The sequence below is a fragment of the Nitrobacter sp. 62-23 genome (assembly GCF_001897285.1).
GTDB lineage: Bacteria > Pseudomonadota > Alphaproteobacteria > Rhizobiales > Xanthobacteraceae > Nitrobacter.
Map to the genome: position 1 here is coordinate 1 of NZ_MKSM01000134.1, position 16,389 is coordinate 16,389.

At 63.3% G+C, this 16,389-nt stretch carries 16 protein-coding genes; 5 read left to right on the top strand and 11 right to left on the bottom strand.

All coding sequences use genetic code 11. From position 1 onward, the window contains the following. Positions 1-618: PLP-dependent transferase (locus BGO16_RS16365; protein ID WP_292620089.1), on the top strand; the 618-nt coding region annotated here is incomplete at its 5' end. 49 nt (positions 619-667) lie between these two features. Here BGO16_RS16365 and BGO16_RS16370 read toward each other — a convergent pair. From BGO16_RS16370 to BGO16_RS16380, 3 genes are all read right to left on the bottom strand, one after another. After that, positions 668-1,909 carry a GNAT family N-acetyltransferase gene (locus BGO16_RS16370; protein ID WP_292620163.1) on the bottom strand — a complete coding sequence of 414 codons (1,242 nt, stop codon included), beginning with the start codon at positions 1,907-1,909 and terminating at the stop codon, positions 668-670. 211 nt (positions 1,910-2,120) lie between these two features. After that, positions 2,121-2,873, bottom strand: a complete 753-nt coding sequence (locus tag BGO16_RS16375) for a glycerophosphodiester phosphodiesterase family protein (protein ID WP_292620090.1) — start codon at positions 2,871-2,873, stop codon at positions 2,121-2,123. Positions 2,874-2,878: 5 nt separating this feature from the next. Next, positions 2,879-3,346, bottom strand: a complete 468-nt coding sequence (locus BGO16_RS16380) for a RidA family protein (protein ID WP_292620091.1) — start codon at positions 3,344-3,346, stop codon at positions 2,879-2,881. Positions 3,347-3,574: 228 nt separating this feature from the next. Between BGO16_RS16380 and BGO16_RS16385 the strand changes: the two genes are divergently transcribed. Beyond that, positions 3,575-4,474 carry a cell envelope integrity EipB family protein gene (locus BGO16_RS16385; RefSeq protein ID WP_292620092.1) on the top strand — a complete coding sequence of 300 codons (900 nt, stop codon included), beginning with the start codon at positions 3,575-3,577 and terminating at the stop codon, positions 4,472-4,474. Positions 4,475-4,498: 24 nt separating this feature from the next. On the opposite strand, the gene BGO16_RS16390 is transcribed toward BGO16_RS16385, so the two are convergent. Together BGO16_RS16390 and BGO16_RS16395 are read right to left on the bottom strand one after the other, a co-directional pair. Then, positions 4,499-5,788 (bottom strand): DNA polymerase IV, encoded by a 1,290-nt coding sequence (locus BGO16_RS16390; RefSeq protein ID WP_292620093.1) that lies wholly within the window; start codon positions 5,786-5,788, stop codon positions 4,499-4,501. Next, the gene (locus BGO16_RS16395) at positions 5,785-6,084 is read right to left on the bottom strand and encodes a DUF3572 domain-containing protein (RefSeq protein WP_292620094.1); all 300 of its coding nucleotides are present in this window, start codon (positions 6,082-6,084) and stop codon (positions 5,785-5,787) included. The genes BGO16_RS16390 and BGO16_RS16395 overlap by 4 nt, the downstream gene beginning before the upstream one ends. Positions 6,085-6,316: 232 nt before the next feature. On the opposite strand from BGO16_RS16395, the gene BGO16_RS16400 reads away from it, so the two are divergent. Together BGO16_RS16400 and BGO16_RS16405 are read left to right on the top strand one after the other, a co-directional pair. Then, on the top strand, positions 6,317-6,682 hold the full coding sequence (locus tag BGO16_RS16400) for a response regulator (RefSeq protein ID WP_292620096.1): 366 nt from the start codon (positions 6,317-6,319) through the stop codon (positions 6,680-6,682). Between the two features lie 10 nt (positions 6,683-6,692). Next, entirely contained in the window at positions 6,693-8,066 is a 1,374-nt protein-coding gene (locus BGO16_RS16405; protein WP_292620097.1) for a PleD family two-component system response regulator, read from the top strand. 77 nt (positions 8,067-8,143) lie between these two features. On the opposite strand, the gene BGO16_RS16410 is transcribed toward BGO16_RS16405, so the two are convergent. From BGO16_RS16410 to topA, 6 genes are all read right to left on the bottom strand, one after another. Beyond that, positions 8,144-9,040, bottom strand: coding sequence for a hypothetical protein (locus BGO16_RS16410; RefSeq protein WP_292620098.1), 897 nt, complete (start codon positions 9,038-9,040; stop codon positions 8,144-8,146). A gap of 114 nt (positions 9,041-9,154) precedes the next feature. Then, positions 9,155-9,322: a 50S ribosomal protein L33 gene (gene rpmG / locus BGO16_RS16415; RefSeq protein WP_006611239.1), complete on the bottom strand. Its 168-nt coding sequence runs from the start codon at positions 9,320-9,322 to the stop codon at positions 9,155-9,157. A 204-nt stretch (positions 9,323-9,526) separates the two neighbouring features. After that, complete coding sequence (locus BGO16_RS16420) at positions 9,527-10,252, bottom strand: NUDIX hydrolase (protein WP_292620099.1); 726 nt, start codon at positions 10,250-10,252, stop codon at positions 9,527-9,529. Positions 10,253-10,292: 40 nt separating this feature from the next. Beyond that, positions 10,293-10,736, bottom strand: coding sequence for a DUF983 domain-containing protein (locus BGO16_RS16425; RefSeq protein WP_292620100.1), 444 nt, complete (start codon positions 10,734-10,736; stop codon positions 10,293-10,295). Next, positions 10,733-13,087: a ribonuclease R gene (gene rnr, locus BGO16_RS16430; protein ID WP_292620101.1), complete on the bottom strand. Its 2,355-nt coding sequence runs from the start codon at positions 13,085-13,087 to the stop codon at positions 10,733-10,735. The genes BGO16_RS16425 and rnr overlap by 4 nt, the downstream gene beginning before the upstream one ends. Position 13,088: 1 nt before the next feature. Next, positions 13,089-15,833, bottom strand: a complete 2,745-nt coding sequence (topA, locus tag BGO16_RS16435) for a type I DNA topoisomerase (protein WP_292620102.1) — start codon at positions 15,831-15,833, stop codon at positions 13,089-13,091. Positions 15,834-16,088: 255 nt separating this feature from the next. Between topA and BGO16_RS16440 the strand changes: the two genes are divergently transcribed. Beyond that, positions 16,089-16,322, top strand: a complete 234-nt coding sequence (locus BGO16_RS16440) for a hypothetical protein (protein WP_292620103.1) — start codon at positions 16,089-16,091, stop codon at positions 16,320-16,322. Positions 16,323-16,389 lie beyond the last annotated feature (67 nt).

Below are 16,389 nucleotides of genomic sequence, written 5' to 3' on the forward strand. Positions count from 1 at the left end.
ATCATCGTCGACGCCGGCACGTTCGACTGGTCGAAGGACAACAAGTATCCGATGCTGAGCGAGCCGCGTCCGGAATATCACGGCATCCGGATGCAGGAGACGTTCGGCAATTTCTCATTCGCGATCGCCTGCCGCGTGCTGGGTCTGCGCGATCTCGGCCCGGCGCTGTCGCCGTTCAACGCCTTCATGATCCTGACCGGCATCGAAACGCTGCCGCTGCGGATGCAGAGGCATTGCGAGAATGCCCAGGCGATCGCCGAATGGCTGGCCGCGCATCCCGCGGTCGCCGCCGTCAACTACGCCGGATTGCCGAGCGACAAGTACAACGCGCTCGCCCGCAAATATTCGCCGAAGGGCGCGGGCGCGGTGTTCACGTTCAGCCTGAAGGGCGGATACGACGCCGGCGTCAAGCTGGTGTCGAAACTCCGGCTGTTCTCGCACCTCGCCAATATCGGCGACACCCGCTCGCTCGTGATCCATCCGGCCTCGACCACGCACAGCCAGCTCGACGACGCGGCCAAGACGCGAGCGGGCGCCGGGCCCGACATCGTCCGCCTCTCGATCGGCATCGAGGACAAGGAAGATCTGATGGCCGACCTCGATCAGGCGATGACGTAGGGCAGGGTTGCTTTATGGCGTTTTCGAGCGAGGCGGAATCCGGTTCGCGTCAGGAGACGCCGTCGTCGCCCGCCTTGCGAAACGGGCCGGCTTCGGTCAGCTCGCGGCCAGCTTCCGCGACGTATTGCCGTTCCCGCTTGAGATAATCGCCTACCGCGCGGCGCAGGGCAGGGTCGGCGATATAATGCGCGGAGTAGGTGGTTTGCGGCAGATATCCGCGCGCGATCTTGTGCTCGCCCTGCGCGCCGGCCTCCACCGTTTTTAGGCGATGGCGGATCGCGAATTCGATCGCCTGATAATAGCAGACCTCGAAATGCAGGAAGGGATGATGTTCGATCGCGCCCCAGTGCCGGCCGAACAGCGTGTCCGAACCGATGAAGTTGATGGCGCCGGCGATCCAGCGGCCCTCGCGCCGGGCCATGATCAACGCGATGTCCCGGCTCATGCTCGCGCCGATCATGGAATAGAAGGACCGGGTCAGGTAAGGCCGGCCCCACTTGCGTGATCCGGTCTCCATGTAGAACCGGAAGAAGGCGTCCCAGGCGTCTTCCGTGAGATCGCTGCCGGTGAGGACATGGATGGTGATGCCGTCGGCGAGCGCGTCGCGGCGCTCGCGGCGGATCGCCTTGCGGTGGCGCGAATTGAGGCTGGCGAGGAAGTCCTCGAAGCTCGAATAGCCTTCGTTGCGCCAGTGAAACTGCTGATCGGTGCGCTGGAGGAATCCGTTTCCGGCGAGAAACGTCCATTCCTCCTCGCGGGCGAAGGTGACGTGAACCGACGAGGCCTGCGTCGCATCGCAAAGTCCGATGAGGCCGCGGGCAAGCGCAGCGCGGACGCCCGCTTCGTCGTTGCCCGGGCGGATCAGGAGCCGCGGACCGGTGGCGGGCGTAAACGGAACCGAAGCCAGGAGCTTGGGATAATAGCGTCCGCCGGCCCTTTCATAGGCGTCCGCCCAGCCGTGATCGAAGACATACTCACCCTGCGAGTGCGACTTCAGATAGCACGGCACGACGCCGGCGACCGTTCCGTCGCGGCGGGCGATCAAATGGCACGGTTTCCATCCGGTGCGCGCGCAAGCCGAATGCGATGCTTCGAGCGCCGTGAAAAAGGCATGTGAGACGAAAGGGTTGTATGTCTCATTTGAACTGGAAATCGAATGCGCCGGGGCTCCATCCACGGGTGCCGCCGGTCGGTGGTGTGCGATTGGTGGATTCGCGCAGGCGTCCCAGTCCGCGGCCGGAATCTGGCCGACCGAGTCGATAGCTTCGAGCGATATGTCGGATGACGTCATCGAGGAGTTGAGCCTGCGATCAGCCATTGCACGTGGAGATGTCCGCTATGTGGCGGTTTCATTTGAACCACGCAGAGATTGGGCACGGCGCCGGGGCCGTCAAGTCGCGGGGGTTATAGCGTTTTCCCGCGAAGTGGGTACCGGTTCGCGTAAAGAAAACGCGTCAGAACAAAAAGCGGGGGCCCAGCTTTGATTCCATCAAAAGCCGGAGCTAGCCGTCCGGGTGGAAACCCTCGAAGATCATCTGGTCGGCGTATCTGTCGGCGCGGGTGCGTTGGCCCGCGGTTCGCACCGTCCATGTCAGCAGGGAACATCCAAAAATGTTTCTTGCAATCCAGGGTGCTATGTCTGGAAGTTCGTCCACCCAATAAGCGACAAAATGTGGCTGGGTGCGGAAGGCGTGACGCAGATAGGTCATGCCCGCGCGCTGTTCAGGCGTCGTGCCGGGCCATTCGGCCGCGGTATAGGTCCGCTGTGCCACGATGCCGCGCGGACGCGCCGGGATCAGTTCGCGCAGAGCCAGCACCTGATCCGGATCGAACGACATGCCGGCCGCAGGTCCGTCGTAGGAGGACAGCACGTCGGCCATGCGTTGCACGAGCCGGCGATCGCCGTCGAATTGGCTTTTGACCTCGATCATCAATGGCACGCGGCCGGCGACCAGGCCGCAGAGATCCGCAAGCGACATCATCCGCTCAGACGTGTTCCTGAAGACAACCTGCCTCAGTTCGGCGGCGGTTCTGGCCCGCAGGGGGCCTGAACCTTCGGTCAGGCGGCCGAGGTCGTCGTCATGATGAACCATGGCCTCGCCGTCGGCGGTGAGCTGGATATCGAGTTCGATGCTGAAGTTTCCGGCCATCGCCGCTCTGGCCGCCGCCGGCATGTTCTCGACGATGCCACGGTCGTCGTCATGCAGGCCGCGGTGGGCGACCGGGCGGGCCGTCAGCCAGTCGGGCGCGCGCATCGGCGTCAGGCGACTTCGAACAGACCTTCCACTTCGACCGCCGCATCGGCGGGAAGGGAGGCAACGCCGACGGTCGAACGGGAATGGCGGCCTTTGTCGCCGAACGCCTCAACCATCAGATCGGATGCGCCGTTCATCACCTTGGGTCCGTCGAGGAAATCGGGCGCGGAGTTGATAAAGCCGCCCAGCCTGACGACGCGGACCACCTTGTCGAGGTCCCCGAGCGCGGCCTTCACCTGCGCCAGCAGGTTGAGGGCGCAGCCGCGCGCCGCGGCGCTGCCCTGTTCGACGGTGACGCCGGCGCCGAGCTTGCCCTTGGCGATCAACGCGCCGTCCGCATTGAAGCAGAGCTGCCCGGATACGAACAGCAGATTGCCGGAGCGGACGAAACCGACATAATTCGCCACAGGCGATGCCGGGTCATGCAGGGTGATGCCTTGCGCCGCCAGCTTCTGCTCGATCGTTCCTGCCATGTCTGCCCCCGTGATGCATTGTTGTTCCGCCCGAAACCGGCTCAGGGTTCTATCTCGCGCATCGTCATGTCACATGCAAGTGATGGCGAACCGGACCAGATGTTGCGAAATGCCTCGGTGAACGAGACCAAATCATGGACTATCAATCGCGACGTGCCGCCGCAGCGCCCTGGTTGCGGTGCAACAGGCCGGTGACTATGTTCGGCTTCGGCCGCATCGAGAGGTGATATGCGCGACCATTTCGATTGCTTGAGCTTGCGATTCCGGTCGGGGTGTCTGACGCTGGTTGTGGCTGCGGCATGGTCGCTGCCGCTCGCGAGCGTCGCGCGCGCCACGGCCGTTGTTCCGTTTCTTCCCCATGAGGCGCGGTACGATCTGAGCCTCCTGAAGTCGCGCGGCGGCACGTCGCTGGACAGTGCCCGCGGACGAATTGTGTACAAGTTTTCCGGAAACGCCTGCGAGGGTTACACCTCGGATTTCAGGCAAATTTCGGAGATGGACAGCGGGGAAGGAAAGAGCACGCTGAGCGATATGCAAGCCGTGAACTGGGAGGATGCGGAGGGCAGGAGTTTCCGGTTCAAGGTCGTGACCCGCCTCAACGACAGCGATCAGAGCGAGGTTGACGGCGTCGCTGAACGGACCGGTGACAGGATCACGGTGAAGCTGAAGCAACCGGTCGCCAAGACGTTCACCATCGACGGCAAGGCCGTGTTTCCGACCGAACAGATCCAGCGCATCATCGCGGCCGCGAAACAGGGCAAATCGCTGCTTGAACTGACCGTGTATGACGGTTCCGACAACGGCGAGAAGATATATGATACGTTTTCGGTGATCGGGAAACCGATGCGGGGCGATAAGCCGGGATCGACGCCGGATCCGTCGACCACCAACGATCAGACGAAGACGTTGACCCGGTGGCCGGTCACCGTCAGCTACTACGATCGCGATGCCAAGGCAAAAAGCGGCGAGCAGACCCCGGTTTACACCATGTCGTTCGAGCTGTTCGAGGATGGCGTGTCGCGGGCCCTGGTGCTCGACTACAACGACTTCGTGATTTCCGGGACGCTGGGCAAATTCGACGTCGGCGACGTCAAAAAAGCCGAGCCTTGCAACGCCGAAAAAAAGTAAGCCTGGCCAATCATCTGCCTGGCTTTATTGACGCGGTTTCCCGGGACCGTCATAGGCTATGCCCCGGATGACGGCCGCGCTTCCGTACTTCCTGCGCAGATCGTCAACCGCCCGCTCGGCGTGAGCGGCGCGGCGATCCAGCATGTCGGTATCGCCGGCCTGTGACCCTGGCCGCAGCGCGCTGACGCCGGCTCCCATCAGGCGAAAGGCGGTGCCGTCGATTTCCTTCGCCAGCATGTCGCGGCAGGTTACAAAAATCTTCGACGCGAGCTGGGTCGGAATGGCAACCGATCGCGAGCGGGTCCGCTGCCGGAAGTCGGCGGTCTTGAGCTTCAAGGTGATGGTCGATCCGGCGAGGCCGCCCGTCTTCAGCCGCGACGATACCTTCTCCGACAATTGCCACAGGATTCGTTCGAGCGTGGCGAAGTCGCGGATATCGGTTTCGAACGTCGTTTCGCTGGAGATGGTCTTGGCGCCGCGATCCGCGATGACCCGCCGCTCGTCGATGCCGCGCGCCAGCCGCCACAATCGGCGGCCCTCGGTCGGAAATTGCTTCATCATGTCGATCTCGTCGGCGCGCTGCAGATCGCCGATGGTTCGAAAGCCGCGCTGCGCCAGCCGTTCCCGGGTGGCCGGGCCGACGCCGAAAATGAAGCCGACCGGCTTGTCGGCGAGCATGACGCGCGCCTCATCCTGGTCCAGCACCGCGAAACCGCGCGGCTTGTCGAGGTCGGAGGCGATCTTGGCGAGGAACTTGTTGCAGGACAGTCCGATCGACACCGTGATGCCGATGTTGCGTTCGACCTCGCCCGCGAACATTGCCAGCACCTTGGCCGGAATCATGCCGTGGAGACGCCGGGTGCCGCCGAGATCGAGGAAGGCCTCGTCGATCGACAGCGGCTCCACCAGCGGCGTCAGCGCCTGCATGGCGTGGCGCACCTCGCGGCCGACCCGGATATATTTCGCCATATCCGGCGGAACGACGGCAGCTGAGGGACAGAGCGCGCGCGCCTTGAACATCGGCATGGCGGAGCGCACGCCATACGTCCGGGCGATGTAGCAGGCGGTCAACACCACGCCGCGCCGGCCGCCGCCGACGATGACGGGTTTGTCCGCCAGCGCCGGATTGTCGCGCTTCTCGACCGTGGCGTAGAACGCGTCGCAATCAATATGGGCGAGCGTGAGCGCGGGCAGGGTGTGGTGGCGCACCAGGCGGGGCGAGCCGCATGCGCTGCAACGGATCGCGGGAAAGTTGAGATCGCCAAAACAATCCCGGCAGAAGCACGATGGACCATCCGGCGGTCCCCCGGTCACGGGGTTTCGCGCTCCGGGAGAGAATCGCCGAGCGCCATCCGGGCGGCGGCGATGGTGGTGGGATGATGACCGGAGGATTCCGAAAAAGCGCTGACGGTCGCGTCATCGCGCAGCACGAAATCGAGCACGCCGGCAAGAAAGTGGGGATCGGAGGCGGAGGCGCGCAGGGTCTCCGGGCCGATCCCGGTTTCCGCCAGGAACCGGCCAAGCCTTTCACCGTCGGCCGCAATAAAGGAAAGCGCCTGAATCGCCACGATTTCAGCGACTTCTCGCGGTTTATGCACACGCTTTGTCATCGCGGGTGTTTGCCTTTCCGTAATATATCGCCTCTACTTTGGGATTATCATGCCCGAGTCCGGGAAACGTGTTCAAGCAAGTGCTAATCCGCTCGCAAAAAGACGGGCCTGCGCCTTAACGGCTTTGGAGCGAATTCTAGTGCAAATCTAAATCCAGTTTACGGACAAGTTTTGTGATGCTTGTGCATGTTTCACTCACCAAGGTGGGTGGGTGTATCGACTGGAGGTCAGGGTGGCCAAGACGGTCCTGATCGTGGAAGACAACGAGCTTAACATGAAGCTCTTCCGCGATCTGTTGGAGGCTCACGGTTACCAGACGTCTGGGACCAGCAACGGCTTCGAGGCGCTCGATCTGGTCCGCAGGCTTCGCCCCGACCTCGTTCTCATGGATATTCAATTGCCGCAGGTTTCCGGCCTCGATGTCACGCGCTGGATCAAGGACGATCCCGAACTGCGTGCGATTCCCGTGGTTGCGGTGACGGCATTCGCGATGAAGGGCGACGAAGAGCGCATCCGTGAGGGTGGTTGCGAAGCCTATTTGTCCAAGCCGATTTCGGTCGGCAAGTTTATCGAGACCGTCCGACGGTTTGTGGGTTGAGGAGATAGCGGTGTCTGCGCGTGTTTTGGTCGTCGATGATGTTCCCGCCAACGTCAAATTGCTGGAAGCGCGATTATCGGCGGAGTATTTCGACGTCGTGACCGCCTCCAGCGGTGCGCAGGCGCTGGAGATCTGCGCGCGCGCCAGGTGCGATATCGTCCTGCTCGACGTCATGATGCCGGACATGGATGGCTTTGAGGTCTGCCGCCGGCTGAAGACCAGCCCGGCCACCCACTTCGTTCCCGTGGTGATGATCACGGCGCTGGACAGTCCGTCCGATCGCGTGCGCGGGCTTGAGGCCGGCGCCGATGACTTCCTGACCAAGCCGGTGTCGGACGTGGTGCTGATCGCGCGGGTGCGCTCGCTGACGCGCCTGAAAATGATGACTGACGAACTGCGCCTGCGCGCCGCCACCTCGCTCGAAATCGGCATGCAGGCTCCGGAGCGCGACGCGGTTGCCGACGCCGGGAAGGGCGGTCGCATCCTGCTGGTGGACGACCGCGCCTCGTCGTATGAGAGGCTGGCGGCGGTGCTGAGCGCCGAACACGCCGTCGATGTCGAAACCGATCCGTCCGAGGCGCTGTTTCATGCCGCCGAGAACAATTACGATCTTCTCATCGTGTCGCTCGGGCTGGAAAATTTCGACGGCTTGCGGCTGTGCAGCCAGACGCGCTCGCTGGAGCGCACGCGGCACGTTCCGATCCTTGCCATCGCCGATGCCAACAGCAATACGCGATTGCTTCGTGGTCTGGAGATCGGCGTCACCGATTACCTGCTGCGACCGGTCGATAAAAACGAGTTGCTCGCCCGTGTCCGCACGCAGGTTCGCCGCCGCCGTTATACCGATCACCTGCGCGACAACGTGCAGAACTCGATCGAAATGGCGGTGACCGACGGGCTGACCGGCTTGCACAACCGCCGCTACATGGAAAGCCATCTGGTCACGCTGGCCGAGCAGGCCTCGATGCGCGGCAAGCCGCTGGCGTTGATGATGCTCGATATCGACTATTTCAAGTCGATCAACGACGGCTACGGCCACGACGCCGGCGACGATGTCCTGCGCGAATTCGCGGTGCGGGTACGCAAATCCATCCGCGGCATCGATCTCGCCTGCCGCTATGGCGGCGAGGAGTTCGTGATCGTGATGCCGGAAACCGACCTGAAAGTCGCCGGCATCGTCGCCGAGCGGCTGCGCCGTTCAATCGCCGGCGAACCGTTCGCCGTTCACAACGGCGCGAAGCGGATCGAGGTGACGATCTCGATCGGACTGTCGATGCTGGAGCGCAAGGGCGAACCGGTCGCCAACGTGCTCAAGCGCGCCGATCTGGCGCTCTACCGCGCCAAGCACGACGGCCGAAATCGCGTCGTCGCGGAGGCGGCGTAGTAATTTTCTAATGCGATGATCCCGCATGTGCTGCCGTCGTCGCACCAACGATCGGCAATCGTAGCGTTTCTTCTTTATTATAAATGTGTCCTGGCCGTCGGGCGCGACCAGCGTGACGGTGGCGAGACGCGATGAACGCGCGTGTCGTATGTTTGCGAAACCGGCTGCGCCGAACAATTAGCGGGCTGGTTCATGCGCGCACGCATGAAAGAATCTGCTTCGGTGGAAGCGAGGTTCCCGTCCGTTCTGAAGGTGTCGAGCGTACAGGCGAGGGCGCTGGCGCTCGGCTGAGACCCGGTGGCGTCACAACTCCAGCCCGTCAAATAGACGGCAGGATTATCGAAGCGCGATTGAAATGCGAGGCATTGTTTCCAGAGCCCGTCTGCGTCAATCCGCATCTCCATTGCGCGCACCGGGCCAAAGCGGGTTTCGAGGTCGTAAAAATTCGGCAACATGACGGAGCGTATGTTGCCCAGCAGGCCGGTTCCCCGCAGGCTCACGCCAAGCTGAGATTCGGCCACGACGCCGATTGGCGGAAGAACCATGGCGATGGTCAGATCGGTGGAACGATTATGTGGTGTTCCGTAGTGAATCATCTCCACGCGGCCGACTGTGCCGCCGGTGAAGATCTGACTGCTGACGGGCAGTTTTGCGATACTGCTGTCAGCGAGATGAAAAGCCGGTTTGCCGTCGACGGTTTTGACGCGAGTGTTCAATATCCAGATCAACACGAGGCCGATCATGCCGAGAACGACTGCGGCTACGAAGTAAAATCCGTAACGGATAAACGTCCCTACAAATAAGAGGACGGACGAGAACTGGTTGGTCGTCGCCGTGTCGATGTCGCCGCGAATAGGCAGGGAACTCTCCTGAGGATGAATATTAGGTGCGAGCTTTTTGCACGAAATCCATCCAGTTCCAGTTAAACCTACCTGCGGTGTCCGCCCGAAATTGTTCCGAGCGTGAATAAGCACTTACCCTGATCGTAAAAATCCAGCCGTGATGCCGAAGGCGGCATCGGACCAATGCAAAACGGGGCCACAAGGCCCCGTTCAATTCACCGCCGACGAAGCGCGGTTACTTGATGGTCACTTGATCTTGGCCTCGCGGAATTCGACGTGCTTGCGCGCCACCGGATCATACTTCTTCTTGACCATCTTGTCGGTCATGGTGCGCGAATTCTTCTTAGCGACGTAGTAGAAGCCGGTGTCGGCGCTGGAAACCAGCTTGACCTTGATGGTGACCGCCTTGGCCATGTGCAATCCTTCGATGTCAGGAATCTGGAAAGCCGGCCCAGCGTCAGGCCCGCGTTGGCCGGCAAACTAGCCGTGAAACGCTCAAAGTCAAGGATTTCGAGGCTGTCGAGGGCTTGAAATCGGTGTTTGGTGCAAAATGGCCATTTTCTCGGCCGGCTGCCGCAAGGAGCGGTCGCGCGCCGCCGGCATTGCGGAAATGATGATTCAAGCCGTGCCCGGCAAAATATCTCTTTGCATCCTGCCGCCGCAGAAATGGAAAAACGGCACGTCGGCATCATGTCGCAGCGGACCGGCGGCAAGACGTCTTTCGAGTTCGCCGAGCACGCTCCGGGTGATGGAATGAAGCTCGGCGAGAGGTTTCGCATCCATCTCGACCCAGACAAGTTCGACCAGTTCGGCGTCGGCGTGGACCACGCCCTCGACGCGGTGGGCGATGGCGGATGCATCCGCGCTGAAGAAACGGGTATCGAAACGGCGCACGCAACCGGGCGGGGTGATGGCGCGCGCGATCAGGTAAAGACTCGAGGGATCCGGCAGCAATCCGGCATCGCTGAACGGTTGCCACGCTCCGGTCAGTCTTGCGGGGGCGTCCGCGGTCTTGCGTCCCAGGCAAAGCCCGGTTTCCTCGCAAACCTCGCGGATCGCGGCGAGCGCCAGCGAGCGGGCGCGCGACGATTGAATTTTCGGACTGCCCTTGAGCAGGTTGGCTTCGAGCTCTTTCGGGATCGGCGCGGCGACGGGCACCCTGTTGTCGGTCTTTTCGACGCTGCCGCCGGGAAAGACGAACTTGCCCGGCATGAAGACCACATTGTCGTGGCGCTTGCCGAGCAGCACCCTCGGCGTGGCTGCGCTGCGGTCGATCAGGATCAGCGTGGCGGCGTCCTTCGGCCGGCGATAGGGGTGACGGCTCGTGGAGGCGGTCTCGCGCATGTCGGTACGGACGACTCGATGATCCGGCCGAACCGCCGGATCAGACGTGGTCGTCGACGAAATTCTCGTCAAAACCATGCATGCGGAGAGCCCACTGGAGACCGACAACCCCGCCCTTGATCGGCTGAATCAGCCATAGCGCCAGGAGCAGCGTCATCGGCAGATAAATCGCCCACTGCAGCATGAGCGGCGGTGCGAACTCTTTCTCGATCATCAGGGCCAGCGGGACCACGATGTGGCCGACGACGACGATGACGAGATAGGCCGGAAGGTCATCGGCGCGGTGCGGCGTAAAATCGAGTCCGCATTCGGAACACTTGTCAGCGGTTTTCAGGAAGGCGCGAAACAGCTTGCCTTCGCCGCATCTCGGGCAGCGGCAGAAAAGGCCGCGTCTCACCGCGGCCCAGGCGTTGCGTTTCCCGCCCATTGCGGATTCGCGGGTCCAGACTTCGGTGGCCGCGGGATCGGGCCGAGGTGCCGTCATGATTTGCCCTTCTTCGGTTTGCCGGCCTTGCTCCTGCCCGGCTTGCGTGACGTCTTGCGCGATTTGCGGCCCGGATGGGCTTTCGAATGGACTTTGGGACGCCGCGCTCCCTGCGGTCCGCGCGTCCCCTTCCTGTTTCGTCCCTCGCGCGGGCGAGGGTCGCGTGACCCGGAATTCCCTCCCGATAGGAGTTCGAAACGGAGAGCGCCTGCCAAGGGTATCGCTTCTACCAGACGAACCTCCACCACGTCACCCAGCTTGTGCATGGAACCGGTTCGTGAACCGACCAGCGCATGGCGGCTCTCGTCATAGCTGAAATATTCCGTGCCCAGGGTCCTGATCGGGATCAGCCCGTCGGCGCCGGTATCGGTCAGCTTCACGAACAGGCCGGCGCGGGTTACCCCCGAAATCCGGCCCTCGAAGATATTTCCGATACGGTCGGCGAGAAAATGCGCGATCAGGCGGTCGGAGGTCTCGCGTTCCGCCTTCATGGCGCGGCGTTCGGTGACGGAAATCTGCGCGGCGACCTCCGCCAGCGTCTCGGCGGTCTCGGTCGCAGGCAGGGCGCCGTCGCCAAGGCCGAGCGCCCGGATCAGGGCGCGGTGCACAATTAGGTCCGCGTATCGCCGGATCGGGGAGGTGAAATGCGCGTAGCGGCGCAGGTTGAGGCCGAAGTGGCCGTAGTTCTCGGCGGAATATTCGGCCTGCGCCTGCGAGCGAAGCACCACCTCGTTCACCAGCGATTCGGAGTCGTGGCCTTTGACATGATCGAGCACGCGGTTGAACAATTCGGGTCTCAGCGCGCCGCTTTTGGCAAACGATATGTCCAGCGTCCTCAGGAATTCGCGAAGGTTGTGAACCTTCTCCACCGTCGGCTCGTCATGGACGCGATAGATCAGCGGCAGGTCTTTCTTCTCCAGCGTCTCGGCGGCGGCGACGTTGGCGAGGATCATGAATTCCTCGATCAGCCGGTGCGCGTCGAGCCGCTCCGGCACGATGACGCGCTCAACCGTGCCGTCCTGGTTCAGCAGGATCTTGCGCTCCGGCAGTTCGAGATCGAGGGGATCGCGCTCGTCGCGCGCGCGTTTCACCAGCGCGTAGGCCGCATAAAGCGGCTTCAGGACCGGCGCGAGCAGGGGGCTTGTTAGGTCGTCGGGATTGCCGTCGATCGCGGCCTGCGCCTGCGCGTAGTTCAGCTTCGCGGCCGAGCGCATCAGGATGCGATGAAACGTATGCGAGCGCTTGCGGCCGTCGGGACCGATCACCAGCCGCACGGCGAGCGCGCCTCGCGCCTGCCCCGGCACCAGCGAGCAGAGATCGTTGGAGATGCGCTCCGGCAGCATCGGCACCACGCGATCGGGGAAATAGACCGAATTGCCGCGCTTCAGCGCGTCATGATCCAGCGCCGATTCAGGCCGTACGTAATAGGCGACGTCGGCGATGGCGACAGTGACGACAGCGCCGCCCTCGTTGTTCGGATCGTCGTCGGGCGCGGCGTGAACCGCATCGTCGTGATCCTTGGCGTCGGGCGGATCGATGGTCACGAGCGGCAGCGCGCGCCAGTCCTCGCGGCCCCGAAGGGCCGCGGGCTTCGCCGCCTCCGCTTCGCGCAAGGCGGCCGGCGCAAAGACTTGCGGAATGTCATGGGCGTGGATCGCGATCAGGCTGATGGCCTTTTCGGTCGCGAGCGAACCGAGCCGCTCCTTCACCCTGCCTGACGCAAGACCGAAACCGCGGGTGCGCACAAGCTCGGCGCTGACCAGATCGCCGTCCTCCGCGCCGGCGCTGTCGGCCTTCGCGATGTTCAATTCACGGCCGGCCTGCTTCTTGTCGACCGGCACGAGGCGACCGCCGCCCTGCGGCAGGACGCGGTAGATGCCGAGGATGCGCGAGCGGGTGTGATCGATCACCTTGATGACGCGGGCGCGATAAGGCGCGGAGTCGTCGGGCTCCGTCGCCTCGATGCGAAGCAGCGCGCGGTCGCCGATGCCGGCAGTGGTGCCGGGCTTCGCGCGCCGCGGGACGTGAATGCGGATTTTCGGCGGAGTGCCTGCTTCCTCGTCCCACTCGGTCGGCGTCGCGAGCAGTTCGCCGTCGCTGTCGCGGCCGGTGATGTCGGCCATCAGCGTCGGCGGCAGCGTTTCCTCCGCCTGACGCATCTTGCGGCCTCGCTTGACGATCGTGCCGTCATTCGCGAGATCGCGCAGGATTTTCTTGAGTTCGACGCGATCGGCGTTTTTCAAGTTGAACGCGCGGGCGATCTCGCGCGTGCCGGCTTGTCCGGGATGCGTGCGAATGAAGGCGACGATGGTCTCGCGATCCGGGAAACGCCTGTCGCGCGGTTTGTCCACGTTAGCCGTTGCCGGCGCTCTTCTTGGCAGGCGGCTTCGCGGTCGTGGCGGGTGGTTTGGCCGCCGCGACAGGGCCTCGCGCCTTGCTCACCGCGTCGGACTTCGGCTTGGCGGAGGCCGGTTTCGCGGCCGCCTTCTTGGCTGGCTTTTTGGCCGGCTTCCTCGCCGCGGCATCCCCATCAGCAGCCTTTTCAGTTTTGGCGGGCTTGGCCTTCTTCGCCGCGCGTTTGGTCTTGCCGCCGCCCTTGGCTGCGCGTTCGTCGATCAGCGCGATGGCTTCGGGGAGGGTGATGGTATCCGGCGTCTTGTCGCTCGGAAGGGTGGCGTTGACGCCGCCCGCGGTCACATAGGCGCCGTATCGCCCGCTCTTGACCGCCACCGCGCCGAGCGTCGGGTGGTCTCCGAGCGGCTTGCCGGGATCGGCGCCAAAGCGCCGGCTCGGCCCTTTCGCGATTTTTTCCGCGATCAGCGTCACCGCGCGGTTGAGACCGATGTCGAACACCTCGTCGCCGGCTTCAAGACTCGCGTAGGTTTTCTCGTGCCGGACGAACGGACCGAAGCGGCCGATGCCTGCGGTAATCGGCTCGCCGGTCTCCGGATGCTTGCCGATCTCGCGCGGCAACGAAAGGAGCTTCACCGCGAGGTCCAGTTCCATGTCGGCGGGCGAGGTGTTTTTCGGAATGCCCGCGCGTTTCGGCTTTTCGCCCTCGGCATAATCGCTGGGCTCGCCGAGCTGGATGTAGGGGCCGAAGCGGCCGGACTTCACCGCCACGTCGAGACCGCTCTGCGGATCCTTGCCGAGAACGCGGTCGCCGCCCGCATCGCCGTCGGCGGCCAGCGGCCGGGTATAGCGGCACTCCGGGTAGTTGGAGCAGCCGACGAATGCGCCGAATTTTCCGGCCTTGAGGTTCAGCTTACCGGTGCCGCAGGTCGGGCACTGGCGCGGGTCGCCGCCGTCCTCGCGCGGCGCATAGATGTGCGGCCCGAGCATGTTGTCGAGCACGTCGAGCACTTCGGAAACGCGCACGTCCTTGATGTCATTGACCACGCCGATGAAGTCGTCCCAGAAATCCTTCAGGACCTGCTGCCACGACACCTCGTTGTTCGAGATGCGATCGAGCTGCTCCTCGAGGTTGGCGGTGAAGTCGTATTCGACATAGCGCGCGAAGAAGTTTTCCAGGAACGCGACGACGACGCGGCCCTTGTCTTCGCCGTAGAGCCGCTTCTTCTCGAGCTTGACGTAACCGCGATCCTTGAGCACCTGCAGGATCGAGGCGTAGGTCGAGGGCCGGCCGATGCCGAGTTCCTCCATGCGCTTGACCAGCGAGGCTTCCGAGAAGCGCGGCGGCGGCTCGGTGAAATGCTGGGTGACGCTGAGGTTCTCGCGCTTGAGTGATTCGCCTTCGCTCATGGCGGGAAGGCGGCGGCTGTCGTCGTCTTCCTCATCGTCGCGGCCTTCCTGATAGAGCGCCAGGAAGCCGTCGAACTTGATGACCTGGCCGCTGGCGCGCAGCTCCAGCATGCGCGATCCAGCCTTGGCCGCGATGTCGACGGTCGTACGCTCCAGTTCGGCCGATTCCATCTGGCTGGCGATGGTGCGGGTCCAGATCAGCTCATAGAGCCTTGCCTGATCGGAATCGAGACGCCGCTTCATGTCCGCGGGGCGACGCGACAGGTCGGTCGGGCGGATCGCCTCATGGGCCTCCTGCGCGTTCTTGGCCTTGGTCTGGTACTGGCGCGGCGCGTCCGGCACGTAGGCATTGCCGTAATCCTCGCCGATTACCTTGCGCGCCTGCGTGATCGCCGACGGATCGATCTGCACGCCGTCGGTTCGCATGTAAGTAATGAGGCCGGTGGTCTCGCCGCCGATGTCGATGCCTTCATAGAGCCGTTGCGCGATCGGCATCGTGTGCGCGGGCGCGAAGCCGAGCTTGCGGCTCGCCTCCTGCTGCAGCGTCGAGGTGGTGAACGGCGCATGCGGATTGCGGCGCGCCGGCTTGGCCTCGACGGTCGAGACGGTGAAGCGGGCGGCCTCGATCGCCTTCCTGAAGTCCTCGGCCTCAGTGCCGCTGCCGATGTCGAGCCGCTGGATTTTCCTGCCGTCGGCGCCGACGAGGCGCGCCTCGAAGGTTTCGCCGCGCGGCGTCGCCAGCGTCGCGATCAGCGACCAGTATTCGCGGGGCACGAATTTCTCGATCTCGAGTTCGCGGTCGCAGACCAGCCGCAGGGCGACCGACTGCACCCGGCCGGCCGAGCGCGCGCCGGGCAGTTTGCGCCATAGCACCGGGGAGAGGGTGAAGCCGACCAGATAGTCGAGCGCGCGGCGCGCCATGTAGGCGTCGACCAGCGCGCCGTCGATCTGGCGCGGGTTTTTCATCGCGTCGGTGACCGCCTGCTTGGTGATGGCGTTGAAGACGACGCGCTCGATCTTCTGGTCCTTGAGCGCGCGCTTCTGTTTCATCACCTCCAGCACATGCCAGGAGATCGCCTCGCCCTCGCGATCAGGGTCGGTGGCGAGGATGAGCTTGTCGGCGCCCTTGAGCGATTTGGCGATGTCGTTGAGTCGGCTGACGGCCTTCGGATCGACCTCCCAGATCATCTGGAAATTGGCGTCCGGATCGACTGATCCGTTCTTGGCAGGGAGGTCGCGAACGTGGCCGAACGAGGCCAATACCTCATATGACGCGCCGAGATACTTGTTGATCGTCTTGGCCTTGGCGGGCGACTCGACAATGACGATATTCATGTTATTCCAATAGTTTACGTAAAAGCCCGAAGCTGGTTCCCGCAGGAACGCCCCGGCTGTTTCGGGGCGAACATGGGTGCAGCGCGCCCTTAAGTCAAATAGACTTGTGTGAGAGGCGGGGATTCCATGACCTCATAATGATTGTATTTATCGTGTTGCATAACCTATAGTTGTGCACTCATGAAGGGTAGTGTAGCAAAACACAGCTTTCACTCTGGCATGATGGGGCTGGTCATGATGAGAGGAGCGGCCGGGATGAGAGGGAGACCGGACCGGAACGTGGAGTCTCGTGGTCCCGATACCGGCGCGGACGAACCCGCTGGCGACGGCGGGCCGGATGAGGCAGTGCGCTACCTGGCGACAGCGGTCGCCGATCTCGGATTGATTGCCCGGCGCCACGGCCTGGAAACTCTCGGCTACCTGCTCGACATGGCGCAGCTGGAAGCCGAAGAAATCGTCCGGCTCCGCGCTACGCGCGACCGGCACTGATGGACGAACCAGGCTCAGCAGGCCGCTTGATGAAGGGCTTTCACAACTTTGCAGGGCCTGCTTCTGA